Genomic DNA, 22,390 nt, shown 5'->3' with positions numbered 1-22,390 from the left:
AAAAATCACAACGATTTTCATCCTTCTTTTTGCTATTTTAATGATTTTTAACTACTTCTTGCCCCCGCACATTCCACGTAAGAGCAAAAACAAGAGCAGCCAATGCGCACGAAGCCGTCAGCAACATAAATCCTGCATCCCAGCCGGAGGCATCAACGATAACCCCCATCAATGCATTCGCTGTGACTGTACCGCCCAGGTAACCAAACAGACCCGTCAGCCCTGCAGCGGTTCCGGCAGCTTTTTTCGGAACAAAATCAAGGGCTTGCAAACCAATCAGCATGACTGGACCGTAAATCAGGAAACCGATAGCGATCAGGCAAATCATATCGACCACGGAATTTCCAGGTGGGTTGAACCAGTAGACCAGAACAGCGATCAATACGCCGAGCATAAAGACAAATCCTGCGGGTCCACGGCGGCCCTTGAACAATTTATCGGACAGCCAGCCGCACAGGAGCGTTCCCGGGATACCTGCCCATTCGTACAGGAAGTAGGCAACGCTCGACTTGCTCATATCAAAGCCTTTTTCTTCACTCAAATAGGTCGGCGCCCAGTCGAGAACACCGTAACGGACGAAGTAGACGAAGATGTTGGCAATCGCGATTGCCCAAACCCATTTGTTGTTCAACACATATTTGAAAAGGATTTCTTTTGTGGAGAATTCTGTTTCAAACGTTTTCTTCTCTTTGTTTGGATAGTCATTGCGATATTCTTCAATAGGTGGCAGGCCGACTGACTGCGGCGTATCGCGAATTAAGAAATACGTAATGAATCCAAAGACAATGGCAACCAGAGCAGGCAGGACAAACACGCCTTCATACCCGGAAGAGGTATAACCCGAAAGTCCGGTGAACATTGCTACACCTGCAACAGCGAGGGGGGCCATCAAGCCTCCACCAACGTTATGGGCTACATTCCAAATGGCTGTTTTATTTCCTCTTTCACTTACACTAAACCAGTGTACGAGAACACGCCCGGATGGAGGCCAGCCCATTCCCTGGAACCAACCGTTCAGGAACAGCATCACAAACATGATCGAGACGGATGAAGTGAAGTAAGGAACAACGCCCATCAGCAAACTAATAAGTGCAGAAAGAATTAAACCGGCAGGCAAGAACATTCGCGGGTTGCTTCGGTCTGAAAAAATGGCCATTACAAACTTGCTGATCCCGTAGGAAATCGAAATGGCGGATAACGCAAAGCCGAGCTCTGATCTTGTAAATCCTTCTTTAATCAAATAAGGCATGGCGAGCGAGAAGTTTTTGCGGATGAGATAGTACGCCGCATAACCGATGAAGATTCCGAGAAACACCTGAAGCCTGAGCTTTTTATACTCAGAATCAATTTGTTCGTCAGGCAATCTGTCAATCGGCGGTGCAGGCTTAAACAGCTTGAGCATCTTATTCCTCCCCCTTAGTGATTTCTAACAATGATGGCGATACACGTAAAAAAACCCATACCTTAATGGCGCTTTCAAAAATGAAAGTGCCAAAAAGTATGAGTCTCCGAATCTCCATCATAGTTAACTTGTTAAGTGTATTCTATTATTCTGTGAAAACGTTGTCAACGAAGTTATTCTGGGTTATTTTTCCAAACAAAGATGCGATCTATAGCGAACGGTCATGTAATCGTATACGCTGGAAGTATGATATGTCTGTCTCTGTGGGAGGCAGGCTAAGAAAATTTTCCGCAAAAACGCGGTCGCACCTCTTCGAAAAAGCCTCGATAGAGGTTTTCTTATGTATACTTTATTCATAAAAATACATTTTTTCCAAATATAAGGATATCTTTATATTAGCTCATCTGTAAGAGGGGGGTTAAGCAAAGATGTAAATGACACTCTTTTTTGCACAAGTAAAAATGAAGGAGGCTTTGTTTGATGCATTTGATGAGAAAAGCAGGAGTTTTGGTAGTGCTGTCGCTTATCTTAATTTTTTCTATATTTCCGCAGTCTTCACACGCCATGACACCGTGGACTCCTAACACCGTATACAAGTTAGGAGACATGGTTACATACCAAGGGCAAGATTATAAATGTACATTTGCTCATACATCGCTTGTCGGATGGGAACCACCCAACGTACCGACACTGTGGCAACTGCAAGGTCCCTCTGTTCCCGATACCATTCCACCTACGTCCCCCACAAATCTTAGTGAAGTAGGGATATCAAGTAGTTCGGTCAGCTTATCTTGGTCAGCTTCTACGGATAACATAGCTGTTCAGGAGTATCTCGTCTACAACGGAGATACACTCGCTGGTACATCGAGTACAACTTCCTATACCGTGACTGGGCTTCTAGCAAATACGACATATTCATTCACGATACAGGCAAAAGATGCCGCAGGCAATGTATCCCCACCCAGCGCCTCGATAACCGTAACAACTTTATCTAAATCCCCAAATGAACCGGTATCCAAACGAGTTTTGATCGGCTACTGGCATAATTTTGACAATGGTTCTACGGTACTCAAGCTAAGAGATGTCTCAGATAAATACGATGTAATCAATGTTGCGTTCGCAGAACCAGTCGGTGGCGATCATGCGACAATGGGATTCGTGCCGTTCAATGCATCGATTGAGGAATTTAAGTCGGATATCGCCTTCTTAAAATCAAAAGGGAAGAAGGTCCTCATCTCGATTGGCGGAGCGAATGGTACAGTAGAGCTGACGACGGAAGCTGCCAAACAAAATTTTATAACCTCGATGACCTCGATCATTCAAACGTATGGTTTTGATGGTATGGATATTGATCTGGAAGGGAGCTCCCTGTCGCTAAATGCGGGGGACACTGATTTTAGAAATCCGACAACGCCTAAAATTATTAACTTAATTTCAGCGACTCAGACGATCACGACTACATTTGGCCCATCCTTCATTTTGACGATGGCGCCAGAGACGGCTTATGTCCAAGGAGGTTACGCTTCCTATGGTGGGCCGTGGGGCGCTTATCTGCCTGTGATTCATGCCCTTCGCGATCGAATGAATTATATCCACGTCCAACACTATAATTCCGGAGCGTTAGAAGCATTAGATGGTCGTACGTATCAACAAGGAACGGCTGATTTCCAAGTAGCGATGGCAGAAATGTTATTGAAGGGATTCCCTATCGGTCGTAATCCTAATAACATGTTTCCGGCCTTGAGGGAAAACCAAGTCGCAATCGGGCTACCTTCTGCTCCAAGTGCTGCCGGGGGAGGCTATACGTCTCCTGCCGATATCCAGAAAGCACTTCAATACTTGGTAAAAGGCACGTCTTTTGGAGGAACTTACAAACTCCAAAATCCAGCTGGATATCCGCAGTTCCAAGGAGTTATGACCTGGTCTATCAACTGGGATGCAAAAAATAACTATTCGTTTGCCAATCATGTTCGCACTTCGCTTGATTCACTGAGTCAGTAATGACGGAATCTTCATGCAAAAAGAGAGTGACCCAGAATTTAACCAGCGGGGCAAGCAGAATGCTAGGTTGCACGTCTGGCGTTTCCGCATTCAAAAACTCGAGTTCCTTAGCGTACAGGGACTCGAGTTTTTATTTTATCCCAATCTTTGGTTGAAGGATTCACCATTTACGGAGTTACTCGACCGAAACCTCAACCGACATCAACAAATGGGCAAAGGGGAAGCTTATTTTTTAGTCCTATACAAAATCAGGATAAACTGGTGCACATCGACATATAATCGCTTAAAATAAGTGTACCAACCAATAAGGAGGCTATTTACATGAGAAACGGAATGAAGAAAAGCCCACAAACTTATAAGGGTGGAACACTTTCGCTACTATCATGATGTAAATAGTGTCCCCCTTGTAAGTGTTTTGAAAAAAACACGAAAAAAGGGGTAAATCATGAGATTCCCAGTCAAAAAATTTCTCTCCTACTACAAACCGTATGTCATGGTGTTTCTGTCGGTATTGGCATGTACCTTTGTTGTATCTGCTTTGACTTTGGTGTTTCCTTTGCTAGTTCGGTATGTGACGAAGGATATCCTCGAAGGAGATTTGTCCACGGCGCTACAGGAAGTGTACGGGATGGGTGGACTGATGCTTGTTCTTGTCATCGTCCAAAACATCGCTAACTTCTATGCAGACTATAAAGGACATGAGATAGGAGCTCGTATGGAGCGGGATATGCGCAGTGAGCTATTCGCTCATATGCAGAAGCTCTCGTTTCGTTTTTATGATAAGGAAAAGACCGGTAAGCTCATGTCGCGTTTGACGAACGATCTGTATATGCTTGCGGAGCTATATCATCACGGTCCAGAAGACTACTTGAAATACTTCATTCGATTTGTTGGGGCATTTGTGATTTTATTTATGATCAATGCTCCGCTAACGATGGCTGTATTTTGTTTCTTGCCGATCTTAATGCTTTTCTCTGTGTATTTTAACAAGATGCTGAACAGAGCATTAACAAGGAATAAAGAAAGAATCGCAGACGTTAACGCGCAGGTAGAGGATAGTTTGTCAGGAATCCGTGTGGTCAAATCGTTCGCGAACGAGCACGTGGAAATCGAGAAGTTTAACCGGGAAAATAATCGTTTCCTGGAAAGCCGTAAGAATACCTACAAAGCGGAAGCGTATTTTTACAATAGCGTTGAAACGATTATTCAGTGTATCACGATAACGGTGATCATTTTTGGCAGTGCCAACATCGTCAACCAAACCTTGGACTTGGCAGATTTGATCACTTTTTTATTGTATATCAACTTCATGATGGAGCCGATTCAGCGCCTGACCCAGATGAGCACACTGCTGCAAGAAGGAATAACGGGCTTTCAGCGTTTTATGGAATTGATGGCCGTGAAGCCGGATATCGAAAACAAACGGGATGCGCTGGCTATATCAGAGGTGCTTGGTGAAGTTGAGTTCCAGCAGGTTTCGTTCCGTTATGAAGAGCAGTTGGACGATATTTTTGTAAACCTGTCGATGACGGTACATCCCGGAGAGTACGTAGCATTAGTGGGACCATCAGGTGCGGGAAAAACGACGTTATGTTCGCTGGTTCCCCGTTTTTATGATGTGACAGGTGGAGACGTATACCTCGACGGGATCAATGTGCGTGATATCGACCTACAGTCGTTACGAGATAAAATCGGAATCGTCCAACAAGATGTCTACCTCTTTGCGGGAACCGTGATGGAAAACATCCGCTACGGAAAACCAGCAGCAAGCGACGAAGAAATCATCATGGCAGCCAAACAAGCGAATGCCCATGACTTTATCATGGGATTGCCAAATGGATACGACTCCGAGCTCGGACAACGAGGTGTCAATCTGTCTGGAGGGCAAAAGCAGCGCATAAGTATCGCCCGGGTATTCTTGAAGAATCCACCCGTTTTGATATTAGATGAAGCTACGAGCGCACTCGATAATGAGAGTGAAAGCATCGTCAAAGAATCATTAGAATCATTGGCAAAAGGACGTACAACCATTGTTATCGCCCATCGTCTTTCCACGATTCGCAATGCGGAGCGTATTATCGTATTAACCAAAGACGGTATTGCTGAGCAAGGCACACACAAGGAGCTGCTGGCACGCAATGGAGCGTACGCCCATCTCTATGCGAAGCAATTTGATAGGGTTGCTTCTCTGAACTAGAAGGAGAAGAAAAGAAAAGAGCTACTCTTTTAGGGTAGCTCTTTTTTCTTGGAACAAAACGAAATGAGAACTACGTAGCAAGCACAGCCTGCTTTTGAAACCCACTCATAATCCCAATCAGCATCTCTTTATCCATCTGCAGTTCACTTTGATCCACTTTTTGCAGTAGTTTCTTGGTGTTGTCATTCGGGAAAGAGATACTCCGCTTCCAATAGGAATGGAACAAGCTCATGGATGCATTGAAGGCTTTCTCTTCTTCGGTTAGCAGCTCGTCTGTTTCAAATGGAACAGGAACTAGATTCGGAAAATCCAAGACTTCTTTGATGCAATCGACCACCAATTGTTGGGTAGGTGGAACAGGGTTGGTAGCATGATAGATTTCCTTTTGTTCCCCATGAGTAAGTGCTGCGAGCAAGACAGAAGAGACATAGTCAACCGGAACGAGGTTCGAGTTCACGTCGACATCCACCAAGATCCGGTACTTTTGCTTGTCCCAGCCTTCTGTTCGCGATGCTCTTCTTTTCAGTACGCGAAGACCTTTTAATAATCCATACAACCCAAAAGTGGTATCGGCTTCGCCCGTTTTGGAATCGCCGATAATGATCGACGGTCTGACAATGATGGTCTCCATTTTGTCGCTGTAGGAGAAGACGAGATGTTCCGCCAAGCATTTTGTCTCTTCGTAGTTGTTTACGAAGGAGCGTTCCGGGCTGTACAGCGCTTCTTTTCCTTCTGTTTCGGTGCCGATGGTGTAAGCCGTACTCACATAGATAAAGCGGGGGGAGCGAATGGCTTCTGCGAATTGTAATGTATTTTTTGTTCCCTCTACATTTACCTCGTACGTCTGCGGTTTCTGAGCGGGATCGAAGGACAGGTATGCGGCAATATGGTACATCGCATCTATTTTTTTGTTGAGCTGTCTCAAATCATTTTCAGAGACGCCCAAGTCTTTTTTCGAAACATCACCTAGTAAAATATGTACCCGTGTCCGGTGTTTTTCGGCAAAGCTATGCAACAAATCGCTTGCCTTCTTTTCATTTCGAGCGAGTAAGTAAAGGGTATGGCCTTCGTTTAATAGATCTTGGGAGAGTTTTTTTCCGAGAAAACCTGTTGCTCCGGTTACAAGGATATTCATATGGTTAACCAGCTCCGTATGTTTGTTAGGTAGGGAGTTGCTGAAATATCAATAATTCATTATATGATGAAAAATGCAGCTTTGACGAGTGCGGATGAAACAGTATCGTGAAAATACACTAAAAAACCCTCCAGAGCTGCTACTTTTTAGGTATCTGAATTTTGGGGTGATTAGTAAACTGTCGTGTTTGGGTGTAGTAAAGTTTCAGAGTGGTAGTAATAGGGGAAATATACTTTACATGAACTTGATGAAGGTCAGCACATTTATGGTGCTTTGCCGTCTATCCGTACGCCTTTAGTCGACCTGTGAGGCGGTGTTTGGGCTGTCAAAAACGGTTTGGTTCTGTTGCTCTCACAGCAGCTAGTTAACCTATTTCCATAAGAGAGGAGTCATCACAGATGATCAAAAAGATGTTTACCGGCTATAAAGCTTCGCTATCCAAGCAGATGCTGTTTTTTCTCGTCTTGCTTATCGTTGTTCCTTCTGTCGTTCTCAGCCTTTCCTTGACACAACTGGCACGCAACCAGTTAGAGCGCGAATTGTTGTCCCAAGTTGAATCGGTTACCACGATGATTACACAAGTACTCAATAATTCGTACCGGGATTATTCTGTTACGATCGATAGCTTTGCGGATGTTCAAGTTCCTCCGGGGCAAAATGCGGATACGTATATCTACGATCGTATCCACAACATAGAGAAAGACATCGACAATGTTTTGGCTGCGTTTATGTACTATGACAATCGATACTACAACTCTGCGAAAAAGGAAATTGATCCGACTACGCGAGATTGGTACAAGCAAGCGATTCAGCATAAAGGGCAGATCATTGTGACGCCCCCTTACATCGACGCAGTCAGTGGGAGCTACGTGATTACGTTTGCCAAGACGCTCTCGGGCGGTACAGGAGTAGCGGGTATCGACGTTTCTATCGATCACTTAAACGAGCTGGTAAAGACGTACAAGATCGGTGAAAAGGGATATGTCAGCCTGTTCGATCAGAACAACGTGACGATGTCGCATCCGCGATTCCCACAAGGCAAGCCGCTTGAAGACGAGCGCTTCCAAGTGATGCGTGATCAAGAGCAGGGTTCTTTTGAAATGGACGTTGACGAGCTTCGTGAATATTACCATTTCAACAAGCAAAATTCGCTCGGATTGAACGTCGTTTCCGTGATTGATTGGAGTGAAATCAAGCAAAAAACAGGGCCACTGTTACGGATGTCGTTCATGTTTATCGTGCTTTTGCTTGCCCTTATTGCCTTGTTTGTCTGGATCTTCATGAAACGGACTGTGAGACCTATCCTGCAATTGAAGCAACTGACCGACTCGATCGCGCAGGGGGATTTGACAGTCAGGTCCATCGAGAGCGGAAGAATAGATGAGATTGGACAGCTACAATCCAACTTCAATACGATGTCGCAATCGTTGTCCGATGTTCTGCGTCAAATTACCGATCATTCCGAGCAAATCTCTGCTTCCTCCCAGCATTTGTCTGCCAATTCGGAGGAGAACGTGCAAACGATTGAACAAGTGGCAGCCTCCATGCAAGAAATAGCGTCCATGTCTTCCGATATGAATCGGAGTATAGATACCGTGAAGCAATCGGCGACGCAAGCGCAACAGGAGCTGGATGATGCCATCCGCATTCTGCGTGAGAGCACGGAAATGTCGCAGCTTATCACAGGTTTGGCCAATACCGGAGAGGAGTCCCTCGGAGCGGCGAGACAACAGGTGAATATGATCGTGGAGCATTCCACTCGTTCAAAAGATGAGATGGAGGAGTTAAAAGGGGTTGCTGGAGAAATTAGCGGGGTGACGAATTTTATCCAGGATATCGCCTCTCAGACAAATTTACTTGCGTTGAATGCAGCTATTGAAGCGGCACGTGCCGGGCAAGAAGGCCGTGGATTCGCTGTCGTTGCTGATGAGGTACGCAAGCTGGCTGATCAGACAGGTTCTGCTGCTGAAAAGATCGACAGTCTGATCGGCGAGGTTCAGAATCGCGTCCTGCACATGGTTAGACGTACGGAGGAGGGCGTGGATTCTGCTACAGCGGGAAGTGATTTGACACAATCGGTTGAGCAGCGTTTTACGGAAATGTATGAGGCCATTAACCGCATTGATGCGCACCTCGCGCAAGTAGCTCGCGTCAGCGAAGGGTTGATGCAATCAAATACATTGATGCTTGTGGCCTTTGGTGAATCGAGTGCCATGAGCCAAGCCACTGCACAAGAGGTCGACCAAGTCGCCGCAGCCAGTGAAGAACAGAATGCTTCGATGGAGGAAGTGGCGGCTTCGGCAGCGCACCTTGCTAACATTGCGGAAGAGTTGCAGTCATTGGTTCAGCGTTTTAAATTGCAACGCTAACAGTAGTTGTAGTGATGGAGAGAAAGAAGACCAACAGACGTTGGTCTTTTTTTTTGTCCAAGTAGATCGTAATAGTTACCTAAGTAACGTAAGCGTAACTTCTATTGAATTATCAACAAATGATCGATTTGGACGAGATTTCATGATTACGGTCAGTCCAATTAACGATACGATAAGCGCTTGTGCGGTAGCTTTCGCGTCTATACTCGAATCGAGTTCACCTGTTTGGATACCTCGCTCGATTGTTTCTTGAAAGATGACAGAGAGGTACATTTGGTGTTCCCTTGTCAAAATCTCAAATTTCTCATCATGAGGGGCAAGTTCGACCATGGTATTAATGCAAAAGCATCCGCGGCTGAGACCTTCCGTATATTCCTCGTCGGACACCTCTTTAAAAAAATGGCGAAACGCCTCTTTTACGGATGGATTGTTTTGAAGCTTCGTTCGTATCTCCGAAGCACGAGACATCGTGTATCTGCGTAGTGCGGCTTCGAACAATTCTTTTTTGTCCCCAAAGGTTGAGTAAATACTGGGGCGCTGGATACCCATTCGGGAAGTTAAATCACTTAATGAGGTAGCTTCATACCCCTTCTCCCAAAAGAGCTGCATAGCTGCATCGAGTACTTTTCCTTCGTCAAATTCGCGTGTTCTTGCCATAAAGAGTTCCTCTCATTACTCATGTATTCGAATCTATGTAACTGCCAGTGGATTTTTTGTACTGAACGGTAATTTATATTTTATTGGTTTTCATCTGCGTTGTCAATTTTAGGACGGTTTATCCTACCGTAAAAAGAATGGTGTTGACAGAAAAAGAAATAGTGGGATATATTTACTGGGCGAAATAACGTACCGATCAGTATGTTATTTTGTTCTAAACGTAAAATGAGAGGAGGTAAGGTGAAGACAGATGGAGGAGGTTAGCGAAAAAGTAGCGGCTAAAGCCGATAGGAAGGCAGATTCAGTGCAAGGCTCTCCCATGCCTCGCTATGTAACACTATTGTTTGCGGTTGCTTGCGGGATGTCGGTTGCGAATATCTACTTCGCGCAACCACTACTTGATCATTTGTCGATGGAGTTCGTAATTGACTATTCCATCATAGGGATTCTCATTACCCTTACGCAAATCTTTTATGCAGTAGGACTGTTGCTGCTCGTGCCACTTGGCGATCTATTGAATCAGCGTCGCTTGATTATCGGTCAGATGTTTTTATCTGTGGTAGCGCTGGTTATCGTAGGGACTGCCTCCACCGGCACAGTACTATTCGCAGGTATAGCTGCGGTAGGATTGCTTGCCGTTGTGACGCAGACAATTGTTGCATTTGCGGCGACAATGGCCGCCCCTGCTGAGCGAGGACGAGTGGTGGGAGTCGTTACAAGTGGAATCGTTATTGGCATACTTCTAGCGCGAACCATTGCAGGAGTTTTAACAGATCTTGCGGGGTGGCGTGCCGTATATCTGGTCTCTGCTGCATTTCTATTGGGATTGGTTTGTGTATTATTTCGGGTATTGCCAAATAGGGAGCGGGAGGTAAAGTCGCTATCCTACTTCCAGTTGCTTGGATCGGTCCTGATGTTGTTCGCGCAAGAACGGCTATTACGTATTCGTTCTGTTCTGGCTATGCTGATCTTTGCTGCCTTTAGTATTTTGTGGACGCCATTGGTACTGCCTCTGAGTGCGCCGCCATTATCTTTGTCGCATACGGCGATCGGGGCGTTTGGCCTCGTAGGAGTTGCCGGAGCGTTAGCTGCAGCAAGGGCAGGGAAGCTCGCAGATCGAGGTTACGGACAGAGAACGACGGGCTTTGCTTTGAGTCTATTGCTACTATCGTGGCTGCTAATCGGCTATTTAGAACAGTCGCTATTTGCCTTGGCGATAGGTATTGTTTTGCTTGATTTGGCGGTGCAGGCCGTACATGTTACGAATCAAAGTATGATCTTCACCTTGGGTGCAGAGGCGCGGAGTCGGCTCACGGCGGGGTACATGGTTTTCTATTCGATTGGCTCTTCTGCTGGCTCTATTACCTCGACCTATACATATGCGCATTTTGGTTGGGAGGGAGTATGCTTGCTCGGAGCCTCTGTCAGTGCTTTGGCTCTGGTGTATTGGGCTGTGACCAGACGCGTTTCGGCTATCCCAAGGAAATAGAGCTACCAAAATAGTTCGAAGTGAAGATATATAAAATAAAACTATTTTGCTTCCAGAGCTGTTGACTAATACAAGTTTTGCAAAAGGAGAGATGGTCTGTGGAGATTGGGATTACTTCGTTTGTGGAAACGACGCCGGATGTTCAGACAGGTGAAGTGATGAGCCACGCACAGCGATTGCGTGAAGTTGTCGAGGAAATCGTCCTCGCTGATCAGGTTGGGCTTGATGTATTTGGCATAGGTGAACATCATCGCAAGGATTATGCGGCTTCTTCTCCAGCAATGGTGCTGTCTGCGGCTGCGCCACTGACAAAAAGGATTCGGCTGACAAGTGCTGTGACAGTGCTTTCTTCGGCTGATCCAGTGCGTGTTTTTCAAGATTTTGCGACACTCGATGGCCTTTCAAATGGACGGGCAGAGATTATGGCGGGACGGGGTTCCTTTATCGAGTCTTTTCCCCTATTCGGCTATGACTTGAATGACTATGATGAACTGTTTGATGAACATTTGGAGCTGCTCCTTAAAATACAGGCGTCCGAAAAAGTAACCTGGAGGGGCGGTCATCGGCCAGCTATACAGAATTTGGGCGTGTATCCACGGCCTGTTCAGAATCCTTTACCTATATGGATTGGCAGCGGAGGTAATCAGGAGTCTGTTGTTCGTGCAGGTCTGCTGGGATTGCCACTGATGCTAGCGATCATTGGTGGAAGTCCTCGGCAGTTTGCACCACTTGTGCAGCTTTATAAGAAGGTGGCCGTGCACGCTGGTCATGACGTATCGCGATTAACAGTTGGGTCCCATTCACTAGGATTTGTTGCGGAGGATACGGAACTAGCGGCAGATACATTTTTTCCTTCTACCCAAGCAGGAATGAATAAAATCGGAAGGGAGCGGGGCTGGGCGCATTATAACCGTGCTAGCTTTGATGCCGCACGGAGCTTCGAAGGAGCGTTGTATGTGGGTGATCCGGAGACGGTTGCTCAAAAGATCATTCACCTTCGCAAACGGGTAGGCATGACACGCTTTATGATGTATGTGCCGATATCTACGATGCCTCATGATCAGGTAATGAGAGCCATTGAGCTCTTGGGAACAGAGGTAGCGCCTCGGGTGCGAGAGGAAATAACCAAGTGGGAAGCAGAGACACAGCAAGAATCAACATTTGCTTAAGGGAGGGATTCACGTGGATTTTCATCGTCGAGTACTGCCGGAATTAAGGCAAACATTAGCGCAATTCCCTGGTTTTCAACTCGAAGAAAATTTGGAGTCGAGCAGGGCCATGCTGAAAAATCCGCCTATTGTGAAGTCAGAGCATGTACGTACCACAAGTCGAATGATTCAAGGCGCAGCAGGAGAGATGCTAGCGAAAATATACGAGCCCGCCCAGCGAACAGGCAGTAAGCTTCCGGCCATGCTGTGGATTCACGGAGGAGGCTATGTGCTGGGGCACCCCGATATGGATGATGCTCTCTGCGAACGCTTCGTACAAGCGGCTAATTGTATCGTCGTATCGGTCGATTATCGTCTGGCTCCCGAACACCCCTATCCAGCTGCCATCCATGACTGTTACGCCGGGTTAACGTGGATGACAGACGAAGCTGAGTCACTCGGCATCGATTTGGATCGGGTTGCGATTGCTGGTGCAAGCGGGGGAGGGGGGCTGACCGCAGCACTTGCTTTAATGGCTCGCGACAAAGGGGGACCAGCCCTTATTTTCCAAATGCCGTTGTATCCAATGATCGACAACCGTAATCGTACAGCGTCGAGCTATGAAATTGAGGCTGAAAATGCAACCTGGAACCGGACAAACAATTTGACTGCGTGGAGTATGTACCTGGGCGAAGGTACCGACGACAGTCAGCTATCCGCATATGCGGTGCCATCGAGAGCAGAAAGCTTGGCGGGGCTGCCGCCGACCTATACGTGCGTAGGACAGCTCGATTTGTTCCGAGATGAGACGATCGAATATGTGACGCGACTTGCACAAGCGGGCGTAGACGTGGAATTTCATCTGTATCCCGGTTGCTACCACTGCTTTGAAGTGTTTGTCCCCGAAGCGGAAGTGAGCCAGTGTGCCAGCCAAAGCTATGTGGATGCGATGGCAAGAGCGCTTAATTCTAAATAATCGTGGAGGCAAAAAGCACAACAACCGATCGAGGGAGATCTCGGCGATTGTTGTGCTTTTCTATCGTGTAACCTAGTTTAGAAGAAAATGTTTTTTCAGTAATATATATTTGGTTATATTTTTCTTAAACATATCGATTTACAAATTGTTTATAAAGTGAATATAATAATTAACGTTAGTGAAATTTATTTTACAAATAAACAAACAATTCGGAAGTGAAGCACAACGTAAGAAAAAGGAATAATCTTACTAACGATTAGGAATGCTTTCTATGATGGCTTTCCTAAAATACCGCCAACAGCAGAGAGGAAGAGGAATCTTACGTGGAAAACAAAGAACTGAAGAGAGGCCTGGAAGCCCGTCATATTCAGATGATTGCTTTGGGCGGTACGATTGGTGTTGGGCTATTTATGGGGTCTGCCAGCACGATCAAATGGACAGGACCATCTGTCATGCTAGCGTATGCAATTGTAGGAATTTTTATTTTTTTCATCATGCGTGCAATGGGTGAAATGTTGTATATGGAACCGAGTACGGGTTCATTCGCGACTTTTGGGCATAAGTATATCCATCCGTTAGCAGGTTATATGACGGCTTGGAGTAACTGGTTCCAGTGGGTCATTGTCGGGATGGCAGAGATCATCGCCGTTGGGCAGTATATGCAGTATTGGTTCCCGGATTTACCGCCTTGGATTCCAGGCATAATTGCCATGGTGATTCTCGGTGCAGCAAACCTGGTCTCGGTAAAATCATTTGGTGAATTTGAGTTTTGGTTTGCCATGATCAAAATTGTAACGATCGTTTTGATGATTATTGCAGGGTTTGGATTGATTTTCTTTGGCATTGGAAATGGTGGAAACGCAATCGGATTATCGAATCTGTGGGAGAATGGCGGATTCTTTACGGGCGGTTGGACAGGCTTTTTCTTTGCCCTTTCCTTGGTGATTGGGGCGTATCAAGGTGTCGAGCTCATCGGGATTACCGCAGGGGAAGCAAAAGACCCGAGAAAAACATTAACGAGTGCGATCCAAAGCATTATCTGGCGTATTTTGATTTTCTATATCGGTGCGATCTTTGTTATTGTAACCGTTTACCCTTGGGATCAATTACAGGCAATCGGCAGTCCGTTCGTTGCTACTTTTGCGAAGATTGGTATTACCGCTGCTGCAGGTATCATTAACTTTGTGGTGATCACTGCTGCTATGTCTGGCTGTAATAGTGGGATTTATAGTGCAGGGCGTATGCTGTATACCTTAGGTGTTAATGGCCAAGCCCCGAAAGTTTTTACGAAGCTGTCTTCGAATGGTGTGCCGTTGTTAGGTACGATTGGTGTGCTGATCGGTCTGGGAATTGGCGTTATCTTAAGCTATATCGCCCCAGAAAATCTCTTCGTGTATGTGTATAGTGCGAGTGTTCTGCCTGGTATGGTACCGTGGTTTGTCATTTTGATCAGTCAAATCAGATTCCGAAAAGCAAAGGGTGCTGAAATGGACAACCATCCATTCAAAATGCCTTTTGCCCCAGTGAGCAACTATTTGACTATTGCTTTTCTCATCATGGTACTCATTGGTATGTGGATCAATGATGACACACGCGTTTCCCTGATTGCCGGAATTGTCTTCTTGGCGATTGTGGTCATCAGCTTCTTTGCACTAGGAATTAGCAAGGCCGTACCACTGGACGAGCAATCAAATAAGAAATAACGAAAGGGACCAACATTTGTTGGTCCTTTTTTTTGTTCATCAAATCGCCTTTGTACGGCATACCTACTTCGTTTATCATTAGGATGACTGGACTGGTTAACCGTCTTCGGCTGCCAATGTCCGGGCTCGTCAATGGGTAGACTAAAGCGGGATACTCATTCATGATCTGAGAAAAAAGGAGCATAAGAATGAAACAACGCAACTATACACCGATTATCGTTATTCTCACCATAGCGATTAACACGCTGATCGCCATCTTGTACTTCATGCCGAAGAACAATGATTTCAGCCATCTCGATCTGACGTTTCTGCCGTTTTTTAATGCGGTCATGAACAGTTTTACCTTTGTATTTCTGGTTGCCGCACTCGTTTCCATCCTGAAGTTCAAAAACATGAAGATGCATCGAGGATATATTTTTGCAGCCTTCTCGACAACAGCTCTCTTCTTGGTTTCGTATGTGATCTACCACGGAATGGCACCTAGCACTTCCTACGGGGGAGAGGGAATTCTGCGGCCGATCTATTACTTCATTTTGATTACACATATTCTGCTGTCGGCGCTTATCGTGCCTTTTGCGCTGATTACGACTGCACGTGGACTCAACATGAAGGTGGAAAAACATAAAAAAATCGCCCGCTGGACGATGCCGATGTGGCTGTATGTCAGTGCGACGGGTGTCATTGTTTACATCATGATTTCTCCGTACTATTAATCAAAAAAAGAGCATTAGCTGCTGAAGGCTAACGCTCTTTTTTTATGGCCGAAGCCTTTATATTTTCGTTTCACGTTTCTTAAACCAGCGTTTGGGCAGGAAATAAATGAGCCCGGAGACGACAAGAAAAGCAGTTAAAATGGAGATAATCTCTAACACAGTCACATAGTTAAGGTCTTCCCATTCGCCCACATGCAGTCCGTAGAAGAAATCTAAAATGGGATCTTGTTTCAAGGCTGTGATGTGCCCTTCTGAAGAAACAGTCAGCCGCAGAATAGGTTCTCTGCTGACGTAGACTTTGAAAGAGTCACCTGATTTTGCGATCGATCTGATCTCAGCCCAAGAATATTCCCCAGTTTCTACTAACTTCTCCCCCACATAGGCAATGGTTAGCTCTTCTGGTTTTGCGGGTACCTCGATCATTGTGGTTTTCAAGTCTGTGGCTTTTTCCTGATACCAAGGAACATTTAACAGGAGAAAACCAGTAATGGCCCACATCAGTAAAAAAAGGCTAACGATGAGTCCGATGTAGCGGTGGAAGTTACGGTTCCACTTCTTAAATAGCATGCAGGGTTACTCCTCTCGATGACGTTCTTGATGATTATATAAACTTTGTTGATAAAAGGAGATGGCTCACATGAGCTATTTTCCTTGAACAATTCGTGAATCAGAACGTAGTGCAGTTACCAGTCCCATTGGCTTTGTTTTATTCCAAGATTTTCAGCGAGTATGGAAGCGATCGGTTGCTTGATGGGGGCAAGTGAATTTGCCGTGCAGCTGGATTCTGGCTGATAATTCAATTCCTGCGCTTTTTTCATATCAGCTTCGGCTAGATTGTTCGTTTTGTTAGCTTGCTCATAACAGGGCGGTGAAATATACGTCTTGTTCGTGTGCTCCAATATGATTCGTGTGTCGGGTGAGGGGCCTGCCTCAACAGGAATGGAAAGCACGCCTGTTACTACAACCACAGCACAAATGCCAATAAGAAGTCCTCGCTTCATCATATTCACTCCATCTATTTAATAAAGGATTGTCCAAATGAGCCGATTTATTGTAACACCATATCTCCAAGACAGTAATGGCTCATTGTAGCTATTTACATGGAAAAACCACCGCCTCCAATCGGGGACGGTGGCTGGTTTTATTTATTAAGAAATCTCTTTGCCGTTTTCATCGACTCCCAGAGCTTGTTGTGCCATGATCTTGAACTCTTCCAGTCCTGATTTCAACGCAAAGGTGGCAAGAATGACGGGATACACGGATGTCATTTCTGCAATGTGCTCATGCATGCGCGGCCATACACGGCCTCCTGCTTTTTCGTAGCGTTTGATGAAATCAGCCAAGCCTGAATCCCCAAACAACATGTAAAAGACCGTAAAGTCCGTCGCCGGATCAGCTACTTCGGCCTCCGTCCAATCCAGGAGCCCCGTTACCTTTCCGTTTTCATCAACCAGGATATGCCCCGGATGGAGGTCACCATGCACGAGAACGGAGTGAGCAGGCCAGAATGTATCATCCATAATCCAATTTTGCCAACGATCCCATAGCGCTTGAGAAACGCCAAAGACGCGTTTGACATCATTCATCTTTTCTCGAAGGCTTGCTCGTGCTTCGCTAGGCTGCTTGACGCGGATACCAGCATCTCGAGCAAGATCATGATGAATACCGTGTAACTCGACCAATGCTTCTGCCCATGTTTGTAAGCACAGCTCAGGTAGAGATTCAGGGTTCAAATACCACTCATAATTTTTTGTTTCCATATTGATCGTTGCCATCGGTGTGCCACTTAGGATCGGATAAGCGATGAATTCAGAGGTGTGAACCTGCCAATCCGGTACTTCTACACGTAGATGTTTTGCCACGAGATCTAACACCTTTTTCTCGTAACGAGCTGTCTCCACGACATCGTCACGGCGCGGTTGGCGCAATACCCATGGAACGCCATCTATCGTACTTGCAAAAATCGCAAGGAAATCTAAGCCGGATTCATTCACCTTCACGGTAGTTGGGTCTACAAGGATTCCGTTGTTTTTCGCGATGGCGAGCATTTGCTCTACATTGTTTTTAGACATAATAAAAACACCTCATTCATGAATAGTTACAATCAATCAAACACAAATAAACTCATCCCACTCCGTTTTTGAAAATGGCTGAGCCGACTTGGGGTCTTGTCGATTTTAACGAAGTCTCATGAATGCGATGCCCATTGCAATGTCCATCATTGTACCCTCCTATAATTGAAAACAAAGATAGTGTACCATGGAATCTAACGAATAGCGACGAGGAGATAAGCGATGATGAAATTGATATCTTGGAATGTAAATGGACTTCGCGCATGCGTAAACAAAGGGTTTTACGAGTACTTCAAAGAAGCGAATGCCGATATAGTTTGCTTGCAGGAAACGAAGCTGCAGGAAGGTCAAATCGAGATGGAGATCGGCGAGGAGTATCATCGATATTGGAACTACGCAGAGAAAAAGGGTTATTCCGGAACGGCTATTTTTACAAAAATGGAACCACTCTCTGTTCGTTATGGGCTGGAAGAAAACCATGAGCCTGAGGGCCGCGTGATTACTTTGGAGTTTCAGGATTTCTATTTGGTCACGGTCTACACCCCGAATGCGAAGCGTGATTTGTCGAGATTGGATTATCGGCTGGAATGGGAGGATCGGTTTCGGAATTACTTGTTGGAGTTAGATGCGAAGAAGCCCGTGGTGGTTTGTGGGGATCTGAATGTCGCCCATCAAGAGATTGATTTGAAGAATGCGAAGTCGAATCGCAATAATTCTGGCTTTACTCCTGAAGAGCGTGAGAAGATGACGAGTTTGCTGGCAGCTGGATTTGTGGATACCTATCGATATTTTTATCCGGATCAGACAGATGCATATACGTGGTGGTCTTTTATGCCAAAAGTAAGAGAGCGGAATATCGGATGGCGTATTGATTATTTTCTCGCGTCTGAGAGGCTAGCTCCATCGTTGCTCGGGGCGGGAATTGACTCACAGGTGATGGGAAGCGATCATTGTCCGGTCATGTTGGAGTTAGGCAATTTCGAATAAAGAGTAGGAGGCAGGGAAGGATAGGAGTAAGTATGCCATGCCTGTAGTCAGCAATTGTAAGGGTGAGTGACCTGAAATAGCAAAACTGCCTATAATCAAACAATTAAGACGAAATTGGATATAAGCGAACTTTGATATGAGGGAGTGGAGTTTCGTACAATGAAAAGGTAAGACTTCTAAATGAAGAGGGGATAGGATATTGCTAACCATGAATTTGTTACTAATTGCTTTTCTGATTGTTGCTACTGCATTTTTTGTGGCAACTGAATTCGCAATTGTAAAGCTTCGCCCAAGCCGTGTGGACCAACTGGTCATGGAAGGGAGAAAGAATGCTCTTGCTGTTCAGAAAGTAGTTAGTAACCTGGATGGATATTTGTCAGCGTGTCAGTTGGGGATTACGTTGACAGCCATTGGCTTGGGGGTATTAGGGAAACCGACGATTGAAAGCATCATTAGCCCATTTCTTACGCCTTATTTACCCGAACAAGTCGTTGCAGTCCTGTCGTTTGTGATTGCTTACTCGCTTGTTACGTTTCTACATGTGGTTGTCGGGGAACTGGCACCGAAAACAGTGGCGATCCAAAAGGCAGAAGCGGTTAGCTTACTGTGTGCGAAACCTATTATTTGGTTCTATAAATTGATGTACCCTGCAATCTGGGTGCTGAATGGCTCTGCTGCTCTACTTGTGCGTTCATTCGGGATGAAACCGACCAAGGAGCACGAAGAAAGTCACTCAGAAGAAGAACTGCGAATCATTTTGACGGAAAGCTATGAGAGCGGCAAAATTAATCAGTCTGAGTATGGGTACGTTAGCAATATCTTTGCTTTTGACGAGATGCTGGCCCGCGAGATTATGGTCCCACGGACAGATATGAGCTGCTTGCACAAAGAATATACTCTTGAGCAAAACCTGCGAATCATGAAAGAAGAACAATATACCCGTTTTCCGGTTATATCGCAAAACAAAGATCATATTATCGGGATGATTAACACGAAAGAGTTCTTTCTGAATTATGCCGATGATCCAAATTTGGATATGTCCAAGCTCATCCGACCGTTTTTGACGGTTTCAGAGGCTACTCCTGTAAAAGATCTTTTGAAAAAAATGCAGAAACAAAGAACGCATATCGCCATCCTGATTGACGAATATGGCGGTACCTCCGGAATGGTTACGATTGAAGACATTTTGGAGGAAATTGTAGGTGAGATCCGTGATGAGTTCGACGCGGAGGAAAAAGCCGAAATCGAAATCGTGGAAGAGAATAGCCATGTGATTGTGGACGGAAAGGTACTGCTCTCCGAGGTTAACGATTTGCTTAACGCCAATATTAATGAAGAAGAGCTCGATACCATCGGGGGTTGGCTATACAGTCAAAATTCGACGCTCAAAGAAGGTATCCAATGGCAATACGATGATCTCGTCTTTACGATCAGAAAGAAAGACAAGCATCGCATACGGAAGATTGAGATTCAGAAGGCATTGGAAGTCCCAGCTCGTGAATTGCAGGATGTAACGTAACGAAAAGATGGTACCTTATTGAAAGTATCGGCAAAAGGAGCTTACGTGGAAAAATACGAGCGTGTAGAAGCTGCGGAAGTACTGAAAAATATTACGTTGTAATCTCAACAAAAGAAACGGGGCCGAATGATGGGGTCCCGTTTCACTTATTAAGCGAGATTATATATAAACAATGTTGTAAGTAGGTTTCGTTACGCCGTTCGCGTACTGTTTCATGTTCACTAACTCGAGTTTGAGACGTGGCTTCGCACTTCCGAATAGAGGGATACCTTCACCGACCATCACCGGATTCACTTTCAGCACTAATTGATCAATTAGTTGATGTGCCAGTAACGCTCCTGCCAATTCACCGCCCCCACACAGCCACAGCTTGCCGTTTTCTTGCTGCTTGAGATTCTTGATAAATTCGATGGCATCGCCTTTGATCAGCTCGACTTCTGCATTGGATTCAAACTGCATGGAGTTTGAGAAAATATAATGCTTGATTCCCTTATAGCCTGGTTCGCCCGGCTTGGCACCGAATTTAAACCCAAACTCGTAGGTTTTGGCGCCCATCAGCACAGCATCATATTCCTGAATTTCAGATAAAAAGTCCGGTACATGTTCTCCCTCAAATAAAAAGAGAGTGTTTTCAATATTTCCATCCATGATCCCTTGATCGGCAATAAAATTGTCTAATGATACGGCAACATGATAAATTAATGAGGCCATTTGGAAGTCCCTCCTTTTTTCTCCATTTCATTTTATGTGAAAATAATAAGGGCTTGCACGCATTTTATTTGAAGAGGAGGATCGACATGAAACAAATGACGCCGGAAGAACAAGAGCTTCTTGAGGAATTATATAAATCGGACGACAGAAAAGTAGAAATTCTCCACTCCTTGCGAAAAAATAAGGAAGGGGCACCTCTATAGGTGCCCCTCTTCTTCGTATTTTCATTTTGTCTCCAACAGTTCCTTTAAGGCGTTATCAATAAACGCGGTATCGACAGGGTTAAGCCCAAACCCAGCCAAGTGTCCCCAGATTGATTCAATCGGCGTAAAAGTAGCGTTGGGGATGTGCTTCGTCTCATACTCACTGTCTTCTGGCGTGAAATACAAATCAGTCCGTACAGGCATCACAACCGTTCGTGCCTGGATGCTTCGCAACGCCGCCTCAAAGTCTCCGTTGTACCTATCATTTTGACTAATGTCGGCATGCTGCCAGGTCCACATCATCGCCAGCAAATCGTTTGCATCCGACGGAACAAAGCTCTCCTCCCAAAATCCCGAGATAAATTCGGAAAGGGTCTCATAGCCCAAAGCTTTATAGCATGCCTCGCGGTAAAATGGCTGTGAAAACCCCCAACTCGCATAAACGCGCCCTAAGGTACGTAAGCCAACCTCGGGAGATGCTGTATACTGCCCGTTGTTCCAAGCTACATCGGCCTGCAAGGCTGCTCGGATGCCTTCGATCAAGACGATGTTATGCGGCCATGTTTTTGCGGTTCCGGCAAAAGGAGCCAATCGTTCGACCATATCTGGGTAGCTCGCCGCCCAATGAAAAGCCTGGATGGCCCCCATCGACCAGCCAGTTGCCAGCGCAATTTTTTTGATGCCAAACCGCTCCGTAATGAGTCGATGCTGAAGGGCGACATTATCGTAGATCGTAACGTGTGGAAAATTGGCCTGATCATACGGGCTGGCTGTATTGCTCGGGGAGGACGATAGCCCGTTGCCGAGCATGTTGGGAATGATGATAAAATATTGATTCGGATTCAGAGCCTTATCTTCCCCGATAAGCCATTCGTTTTGGTAATGCTGGTCTCCAAACGACGTAGGAAATATAATGACGTTATCCTTGGCTGCGTTGAGCGTGCCGTACGTTTTGTAAGCAATATATGCATGTGGGAGGGTCACTCCTGACTGCAAGCGCACCTCTCCCAAGTGAAAAATATCGTAATCCATCTCGCATTGCTCCTTTGTAAGCATGATTTTTTTCAACTATAAACGTTCCCGTACAGGGGAAAGTCAAGGGAATGAT

18 protein-coding genes are annotated in these 22,390 nt (G+C 45.5%); 10 read left to right on the top strand and 8 right to left on the bottom strand.

Translation table 11 applies throughout. From position 1 onward, the window contains the following. Positions 1–37 precede the first annotated feature (37 nt). On the bottom strand, positions 38–1,402 hold the full coding sequence (gene glpT, locus HP398_RS29070) for a glycerol-3-phosphate transporter (RefSeq protein WP_017247088.1): 1,365 nt from the start codon (positions 1,400–1,402) through the stop codon (positions 38–40). A gap of 480 nt (positions 1,403–1,882) precedes the next feature. Here glpT and HP398_RS29065 point away from each other — a divergent pair, with 480 nt between their 5' ends. Both HP398_RS29065 and HP398_RS29060 read left to right on the top strand, forming a co-directional pair. Next, a complete protein-coding gene (locus HP398_RS29065) occupies positions 1,883–3,403 on the top strand; it encodes a chitinase (protein ID WP_173624354.1) in 1,521 nt (506 codons plus the stop codon). A 445-nt stretch (positions 3,404–3,848) separates the two neighbouring features. Next, entirely contained in the window at positions 3,849–5,600 is a 1,752-nt protein-coding gene (locus HP398_RS29060; protein WP_017247091.1) for an ABC transporter ATP-binding protein, read from the top strand. A gap of 70 nt (positions 5,601–5,670) precedes the next feature. Here the strand turns inward: HP398_RS29060 and HP398_RS29055 are convergent, their stop codons facing one another. Further along, positions 5,671–6,735, bottom strand: a complete 1,065-nt coding sequence (locus HP398_RS29055) for an SDR family oxidoreductase (RefSeq protein WP_017247092.1) — start codon at positions 6,733–6,735, stop codon at positions 5,671–5,673. Positions 6,736–7,133: 398 nt separating this feature from the next. On the opposite strand from HP398_RS29055, the gene HP398_RS29050 reads away from it, so the two are divergent. After that, on the top strand, positions 7,134–9,104 hold the full coding sequence (locus HP398_RS29050) for a methyl-accepting chemotaxis protein (protein WP_017247093.1): 1,971 nt from the start codon (positions 7,134–7,136) through the stop codon (positions 9,102–9,104). A gap of 75 nt (positions 9,105–9,179) precedes the next feature. Here HP398_RS29050 and HP398_RS29045 read toward each other — a convergent pair whose 3' ends face one another. Beyond that, positions 9,180–9,761 carry a TetR/AcrR family transcriptional regulator gene (locus HP398_RS29045; RefSeq protein ID WP_173624353.1) on the bottom strand — a complete coding sequence of 194 codons (582 nt, stop codon included), beginning with the start codon at positions 9,759–9,761 and terminating at the stop codon, positions 9,180–9,182. Between the two features lie 250 nt (positions 9,762–10,011). Between HP398_RS29045 and HP398_RS29040 the strand changes: the two genes are divergently transcribed. The 5 genes from HP398_RS29040 to HP398_RS29020 all read left to right on the top strand — a co-directional run bounded on the left by HP398_RS29040 (position 10,012) and on the right by HP398_RS29020 (position 15,790). After that, complete coding sequence (locus HP398_RS29040; protein ID WP_173624352.1) at positions 10,012–11,250, top strand: MFS transporter; 1,239 nt, start codon at positions 10,012–10,014, stop codon at positions 11,248–11,250. 98 nt (positions 11,251–11,348) lie between these two features. After that, a complete protein-coding gene (locus HP398_RS29035; RefSeq protein WP_173624351.1) occupies positions 11,349–12,419 on the top strand; it encodes an LLM class flavin-dependent oxidoreductase in 1,071 nt (356 codons plus the stop codon). Between the two features lie 13 nt (positions 12,420–12,432). Further along, entirely contained in the window at positions 12,433–13,374 is a 942-nt protein-coding gene (locus HP398_RS29030; RefSeq protein ID WP_173624350.1) for an alpha/beta hydrolase, read from the top strand. Positions 13,375–13,697: 323 nt separating this feature from the next. After that, complete coding sequence (locus HP398_RS29025; protein ID WP_017247098.1) at positions 13,698–15,077, top strand: amino acid permease; 1,380 nt, start codon at positions 13,698–13,700, stop codon at positions 15,075–15,077. Positions 15,078–15,265: 188 nt separating this feature from the next. Next, a complete protein-coding gene (locus tag HP398_RS29020; RefSeq protein WP_017247099.1) occupies positions 15,266–15,790 on the top strand; it encodes a DUF420 domain-containing protein in 525 nt (174 codons plus the stop codon). A gap of 57 nt (positions 15,791–15,847) precedes the next feature. On the opposite strand, the gene HP398_RS29015 is transcribed toward HP398_RS29020, so the two are convergent. The 3 genes from HP398_RS29015 to mphJ form a co-directional block, all read right to left on the bottom strand. Continuing rightward, complete coding sequence (locus HP398_RS29015; protein ID WP_017247100.1) at positions 15,848–16,357, bottom strand: PepSY-associated TM helix domain-containing protein; 510 nt, start codon at positions 16,355–16,357, stop codon at positions 15,848–15,850. A gap of 116 nt (positions 16,358–16,473) precedes the next feature. Then, positions 16,474–16,791 (bottom strand): hypothetical protein, encoded by a 318-nt coding sequence (locus HP398_RS29010; RefSeq protein WP_017247101.1) that lies wholly within the window; start codon positions 16,789–16,791, stop codon positions 16,474–16,476. Positions 16,792–16,938: 147 nt separating this feature from the next. Further along, complete coding sequence (mphJ, locus tag HP398_RS29005) at positions 16,939–17,862, bottom strand: macrolide 2'-phosphotransferase MphJ (RefSeq protein ID WP_173624349.1); 924 nt, start codon at positions 17,860–17,862, stop codon at positions 16,939–16,941. Between the two features lie 225 nt (positions 17,863–18,087). Here mphJ and HP398_RS29000 point away from each other — a divergent pair, with 225 nt between their 5' ends. Further along, positions 18,088–18,849: an exodeoxyribonuclease III gene (locus HP398_RS29000; protein WP_173624359.1), complete on the top strand. Its 762-nt coding sequence runs from the start codon at positions 18,088–18,090 to the stop codon at positions 18,847–18,849. Positions 18,850–19,057: 208 nt separating this feature from the next. Next, the gene (locus HP398_RS28995) at positions 19,058–20,368 is read left to right on the top strand and encodes a hemolysin family protein (protein ID WP_254476443.1); all 1,311 of its coding nucleotides are present in this window, start codon (positions 19,058–19,060) and stop codon (positions 20,366–20,368) included. Between the two features lie 159 nt (positions 20,369–20,527). Here the strand turns inward: HP398_RS28995 and HP398_RS28990 are convergent, their stop codons facing one another. Both HP398_RS28990 and HP398_RS28985 read right to left on the bottom strand, forming a co-directional pair. After that, complete coding sequence (locus HP398_RS28990; protein WP_173624347.1) at positions 20,528–21,079, bottom strand: dihydrofolate reductase family protein; 552 nt, start codon at positions 21,077–21,079, stop codon at positions 20,528–20,530. A gap of 224 nt (positions 21,080–21,303) precedes the next feature. Continuing rightward, a complete protein-coding gene (locus tag HP398_RS28985) occupies positions 21,304–22,314 on the bottom strand; it encodes an alpha/beta fold hydrolase (RefSeq protein ID WP_173624346.1) in 1,011 nt (336 codons plus the stop codon). Between the last annotated feature and the right edge of the window lie 76 nt (positions 22,315–22,390).

The sequence above is a fragment of the Brevibacillus sp. HB1.4B genome, from assembly GCF_013284285.1.
Classification (GTDB): Bacteria; Bacillota; Bacilli; order Brevibacillales; family Brevibacillaceae; genus Brevibacillus; species Brevibacillus porteri.
The sequence above is the reverse complement of the archived record's forward strand: the minus strand, read 5'-3'. Positions and strand labels throughout refer to the sequence as shown.